Origin of the sequence: Bauldia sp., from assembly GCF_020442045.1 — a bacterium.
Classification (GTDB): domain Bacteria; phylum Pseudomonadota; class Alphaproteobacteria; order Rhizobiales; family Kaistiaceae; genus Bauldia.
Map to the genome: position 1 here is coordinate 1 of NZ_JAGRLA010000186.1, position 5409 is coordinate 5409.

General features: G+C 69.2%; 5 protein-coding genes. 1 reads left to right on the forward strand and 4 read right to left on the reverse strand.

Annotation, left to right across the window (positions count from 1 at the left end; translation table 11 throughout):
* A partial coding sequence (gene topA / locus KDJ86_RS20020) for a type I DNA topoisomerase (RefSeq protein WP_291750051.1) occupies positions 1-2004 on the reverse strand: 2004 nt, incomplete at its 3' end.
* A 264-nt stretch (positions 2005-2268) separates the two neighbouring features.
* Between topA and KDJ86_RS20025 the strand changes: the two genes are divergently transcribed.
* Entirely contained in the window at positions 2269-2457 is a 189-nt protein-coding gene (locus KDJ86_RS20025; protein ID WP_291750053.1) for a hypothetical protein, read from the forward strand.
* Between the two features lie 4 nt (positions 2458-2461).
* Here the strand turns inward: KDJ86_RS20025 and dprA are convergent, their stop codons facing one another.
* From dprA to KDJ86_RS20040, 3 genes are all read right to left on the reverse strand, one after another.
* A complete protein-coding gene (gene dprA, locus KDJ86_RS20030; protein ID WP_291750056.1) occupies positions 2462-3586 on the reverse strand; it encodes a DNA-processing protein DprA in 1125 nt (374 codons plus the stop codon).
* The gene (gene plsY, locus KDJ86_RS20035) at positions 3583-4188 is read right to left on the reverse strand and encodes a glycerol-3-phosphate 1-O-acyltransferase PlsY (RefSeq protein WP_291750058.1); all 606 of its coding nucleotides are present in this window, start codon (positions 4186-4188) and stop codon (positions 3583-3585) included. The genes dprA and plsY overlap by 4 nt, the downstream gene beginning before the upstream one ends.
* Before the next feature lie 22 nt (positions 4189-4210).
* Positions 4211-5409 (reverse strand): dihydroorotase (locus KDJ86_RS20040; RefSeq protein WP_291750059.1); only part of this gene is annotated, 1199 nt, incomplete at its 5' end.

The following is a 5409-nucleotide window of genomic DNA, read 5'->3' on the forward strand; positions in this document are numbered from 1 at the left end:
GAAGCGGCCGGTCCGGACGGTGACGGCAAGGCCGCTCTCCGGGTCCTGGCCGAGCTCGCGCACGCCGTCGGCGCCGAGCTCGCCGCAATTGCCGTTCTCGCCATTGACGGCGAGCTGGCGGGTGTAGCGGCATTCGGGATAGTTCGAGCAGCCGATGAAGGCGCCGAACTTGCCGAGCTTGAGCGAAAGCCGGCCGTTTTCGCAGGAGGGGCACTTGCGCGGGTCGCCGCCGTCGGCGGGCTGCGGGAAGATGTGGGGCCCGAGCAGCTCGTTGAGCGAATCCAGCACCTCGGAGACGCGCAGATCCTTGGTGTCGCCGACATCGGCGGAGAACTGCTTCCAGAAGTCGCGCAGCACGTCCTTCCAGGAAATGTCGCCATTCGAGATCTTGTCGAGCTTCTCCTCGAGGTCGGCGGTGAAGTCGTATTCGACGTAGCGCTTGAAGAAGCTCGACAGGAAGGCGGTGACCAGCCGGCCCTTGTCCTCGGGGATGAGCTGGCGCTTCTCGAGCCGCACATAGTCGCGGTCGCGGAGCACCGAGAGCGTCGAGGTATAGGTCGACGGCCGGCCGATGCCGAGCTCCTCCATCTTCTTGATCAGGGTCGCCTCGGTGTAGCGCGGCGGCGGCTCGGTGAAATGCTGTTCGACCGCGATGCCGCGCTCGGCGAGGTCATCGCCCTGCTTCATCGGCGGCAGCCGGCGGTCGTCGTCGTCGCTGCCTTCGTCGTCGCGACCCTCCTGATAGAGGGTCAGGAAGCCGTCGAAGCGGACCACCTGGCCGGTCGCCCGGAGGCCGACTTTGCCCGATGCGGCGCTGCCGGCGGCGATATCGACGGTCGTCCGCTCGAGCTCGGCATGGGCCATCTGGCTCGCCACCATCCGCTTCCAGATCAGCTCGTAGAGCCGTGCCTGGTCGGCTTCCATCGAGCCACCGAGGGAACCCGGCGCGCGCGACGGATCGGTCGGCCGGATCGCCTCATGGGCCTCCTGGGCGTTCTTGGCCTTGACCTGGTAGATGCGCGGCTTGTCGGGGACGTAGCGGTCGCCGAAATCCTTGCGGATGGCGGAGCGCGTCGCCGACAGGGCTTCCGGCGCGATGTCGACGCCGTCGGTTCGCATATAGGTGATCCGTCCGTCCTCGTAGAGGCGCTGGGCGACCTGCATGGTGCGCGAGGCGGAGAAGCCGAGCTTGCGCGAGGCCTCCTGCTGCATCGTCGAGGTGGTGAAGGGCGGCGGCGGGTTCCGCCGCACCGGCTTCGCCTCGATCGCGTCGACGCGATAGCCGTTCGACTTGAGGGCGGCCTCGATCCGCCGCGCCATACCCTCCTCGGGGATGTCGAGGCGGCCGATCTTGTCGCCCTCGTAGCTCACCACGCGGGAAAGGAACTGTCCGCCTTCCGGGGTCTCGAGCGTCACCGCCACCGACCAGTATTCCCGCGGGACGAAGGTCTCGATCTCGTTCTCGCGGTCGCAGACCAGGCGCAGCGCGACCGACTGGACGCGGCCGGCCGAGCGGGCGCCCGGCAGCTTCCGCCACAGCACCGGCGACAGCGTGAAGCCGACCAGATAGTCGAGGGCCCGCCGGGCGAGATAGGCGTCGACGAGGTCGGCGTCGATCTGGCGCGGGTGGCTCATCGCGTCGAGCACCGCGTCCCTGGTGATGGCGTTGAAGACCACCCGCTCGACCGGCTTGCCGTTCAGCGCCTTCTTGGCCTGCAGGACCTCCAGCACGTGCCAGGAGATCGCCTCGCCCTCGCGATCCGGGTCGGTGGCGAGAATCAGCCGGTCGGCGCCTTTCACCGCCCTGGCGATTTCGGAAAGCCTCTTGCCGGACTTTCCGTCGACCGCCCAGCGCATTGCGAAGTCTTCGTCGGGATCGACGGAGCCATCCTTGGAAGGAAGGTCGCGGACATGCCCATAGGACGCAATCACCTCGTAGTCCGAACCGAGGTATTTATTGATCGTTTTGGCTTTGGCGGGCGATTCGACGATGACGATATTCATGGATGCCGTGACAAGGCTGGCTTTCTGTTCGAAGCGGTTAGGTGGGGTCTTCGCGGTGGCGTTTGAAGTGCGCCGACCGGTCGACCAAGGCGGCGGGACAATCCGAAAATAGGTTCCGCCTGTCAATCGACGCCGTCACGGGGCCATGGCGAGACGGGTTTTTCCAGGGCGAAATCGCCGGATGGACGGTCTTGCGCAGAGACTAACGCATTGGTTATAATATATAGAATATACAATTATTAGTTGTAGCGAGGCAAAACGGGCATGGCTTTGAAAGACGCGCCGTCCGGTGCGAGTGCAGGGGATTCAGCCCGCTATATCGAGGCGATGGCAAAAGAGCTTCGCACCATTGCATCAAGGTCCGACCTCGGATTCCTGGCCTTCCTGCTCCGCATGGTCGAGGACGACGCGGGCGCCGAGGCCGGCCGGCGCGACAGCGAGCCGAAGGCCTGATCGCCTAGACCAGCGACACCCGCTGTCCCGGATGCCGTTCCAGCCTGCCGGCGAGCGCCAGCTCCAGCAGGACGAGATGGACGGCGGCAGGCCGCGCGCCGGTGAAGCGGATGATCTCGTCCACTTCGACCGGGGTCGGCCCGAGCGCCGCGAGGATCGCCGCCCGTTCCCGGTCCTCGACATCGGTCGGGGCAGGGGGCTCCTCGGGAGTGTCCTCGTCGATCTCGGGGATGCCGGACGGATAGCGGTCGAGCATCGGCGAGAGCTCCGACAGGATGTCGTCGAGCTCGGTCACCATCGTCGCGCCGTCCTTGATCAGGCGGTTGCTGCCGGCGGCGCGGGGGTCGAGCGGCGAGCCCGGAACCGCCATCACCATTCGCCCCTGGTCGGCGGCGCGGCGGGCGGTGATCAGCGATCCCGACCGGGTCGCCGCCTCGACGACGACGACGGCGAGCGCGACGCCCGAGATGATCCGGTTGCGGCGCGGGAAGTCCCGGCCGCGCGGCACCCAGCCGAAGGGCATCTCGCTGAGATGCACGCCGCCGGATGCGACGATCTGATCGGCCAGTTCCCTATTTTCGGGCGGATAGACCTGGTCGAGGCCCCCGGCGAGCACCGCGATCGTACCGGTGTCGAGGGAGGCGAGGTGGACGGCGGCGTCGATGCCGCGGGCGAGGCCGGAGGCTGTCGCATAGTCGGCGCGGCCGAGCCCGGCGGCGATCTGGGCGGCGAATTTCCGTCCCGCGACCGAGGCATTGCGCGATCCGACCATGGCGACGATCGGCCGCGACAGGATGGCGGTGTCGCCGCGCGCCGCGATCAGCGGCGGCGCATCGGCGACGTGCCGCAGCGCCGGCGGATAATCGGGCTCGCCCATGGCGACCAGCTGCGCGCCGATCCGCGCCAGCCCGTCGCGCTCGCGTTCGGCGTCCTCGACCGAGCAGAGCCTGATCCGCCTGCCGCCGCGTTCGGCGAGCTCCGGCACGGCGGCGATCGCCGCGAGGCCGCTGCCGAAATGGTTGATCAATTCGCGGAAGGTGACGGGGCCGATATTCTCGCTGCGGATCAGGCGGAGCCAGGCGAGCCGCTGCTCGTCGTCGAGACGGATGCCGCGGCCGGCACCGGTCATTTGCCGCCGCCGATCCGGCTCTCCGTTCGCGCGGCGAGGCGGCGGATATTCTCGGCGTGCCGCCACCACAGGATGACCGTCAGCACGACGAAAAGGCCACCGATCCGGTTGTCGCCGAGCAGGAAGATCAGCACCGGCGGCGTCACCAGGCTGGCGACGAGGGCCGAGAGCGACGAGTAGCGGGTGAACCAGGCGGTCGCGATCCAGACGACTGCGAAGATCAGCGCCGCCGGCCAGGCGAGGCCGAGCAGCACGCCGAGATAGGTGGCGACGCCCTTGCCGCCCTTGAACTTCAGCCAGACCGGGAAGATGTGGCCGAGGAAGGCGCCAAGCCCGGCCACCATCGCGCCGTCGGAGCCGAAGCCGAACAGCGCGCCGGCGATCAGCACCGCGACCGTGCCCTTGAGACAGTCGGCGACCAGTGTCGCGGCGGCGACGTCGCGCCGCCCGGTCCTCAGCACGTTGGTCGCGCCGATATTGCCCGAGCCGATGGCGCGCACGTCGCCGAGCCCGGCGAAGCGGGTCAGCAGCAGCCCGAAGGGGATCGATCCGAGAAGGTAGCCGATGGCGAGCGCCGCGAGGATGGTCAGGCTGGTCGGCATGGCGGCGTCCGCGCTGTGACAGTCACGCCGAAGCGTATTCGTAGACCGTCCGCCCGGCAACCAGCGTGCGCAGCACCCGGCCGGTGAAGCGGGCATCCTCGAAGGCCGTGTTCTTGGAGCGCGAGCGCAGCGTCTCCGGGTCGAGCACCCAGGGCATGTCGGGATCGACGACGATGAGGTCCGCCGGCGCGCCAGGCGCCAGCCGCCCGACCTCGAGGCCGAGGAGCTCCGCGGGCCGCGTCGCCAGCGCGCGGAACAGGCGGAGCAGGTCGACGCTGCCGTCATGGACGAGCCGCAGCCCCGCCGGGAGCAGCGTCTCCAGCCCCACCGCACCGTCGGCGGCCTCGGCGAAGGGGTGCCGCTTGGTCTCGACATCCTGCGGGTCGTGGCTCGACACCACCACGTCGATCGTCCCGTCGGCGAGACCGGCGACCATCGCCTCGCGGTCCGCCTCGTGGCGGAGCGGCGGCGACAGCTTGAAGAAGGTCCGGTAGGAGCCGATGTCGTTCTCGTTGAGCGTCAGGTGGTTGATCGAGACGCCGCAGGTGACGGCGAGGCCGCGCGCCTTGGCGGCGCGGATCACCTCGAGCGATTCCGCGCAGGAGACCAGAGCGGCATGGTAGCGCCCGCCGGTCAGCGCCGCGAGGCGGATGTCGCGTTCGAGGATGACGATCTCGGCTTCCTTGGGGATGCCGGCGAGGCCGAGCCGGGTCGCCACCTCGCCCTCGTTCATCACCCCCTTGCCGATGAGGTCCGGATCGGCGGCGTGGTGGACGATCAGCCCGTCAAAGTCGCGGGCATAGGTGAGGGCGCGGCGCATGATCGCGGCATTGGTCACGGTCCGCCGCCCGTCGGTGAAACCGACCGCGCCGGCCTCGCCGAGGAGGCGGAGCTCGGTCATCTCCTTGCCTTCGAGCCCGCGCGTCAGCGCCGCCATGGGGTGGACGCGGATCGCGGTCTCGGCAAGCGCCCGCCGGCCGATGAAATCGACCAGCGCGACGTCGTCGATCACCGGGTCGGTGTCGGGCATGGTGACGATGGTGGTGACGCCGCCGGCCGCCGCCGCCCTGCCGGCGGAGGCGAAGGTCTCCCGGTGCTCGGCCCCCGGCTCGCCGACGAAGACCCGCATGTCGACGATGCCGGGCGCGACGATCGCGCCCCTGCAGTCGACGATCTCGGCGTCGGCCGGGCGGGCGGTCCGCGCGTCGGGGCCGGCGGCGA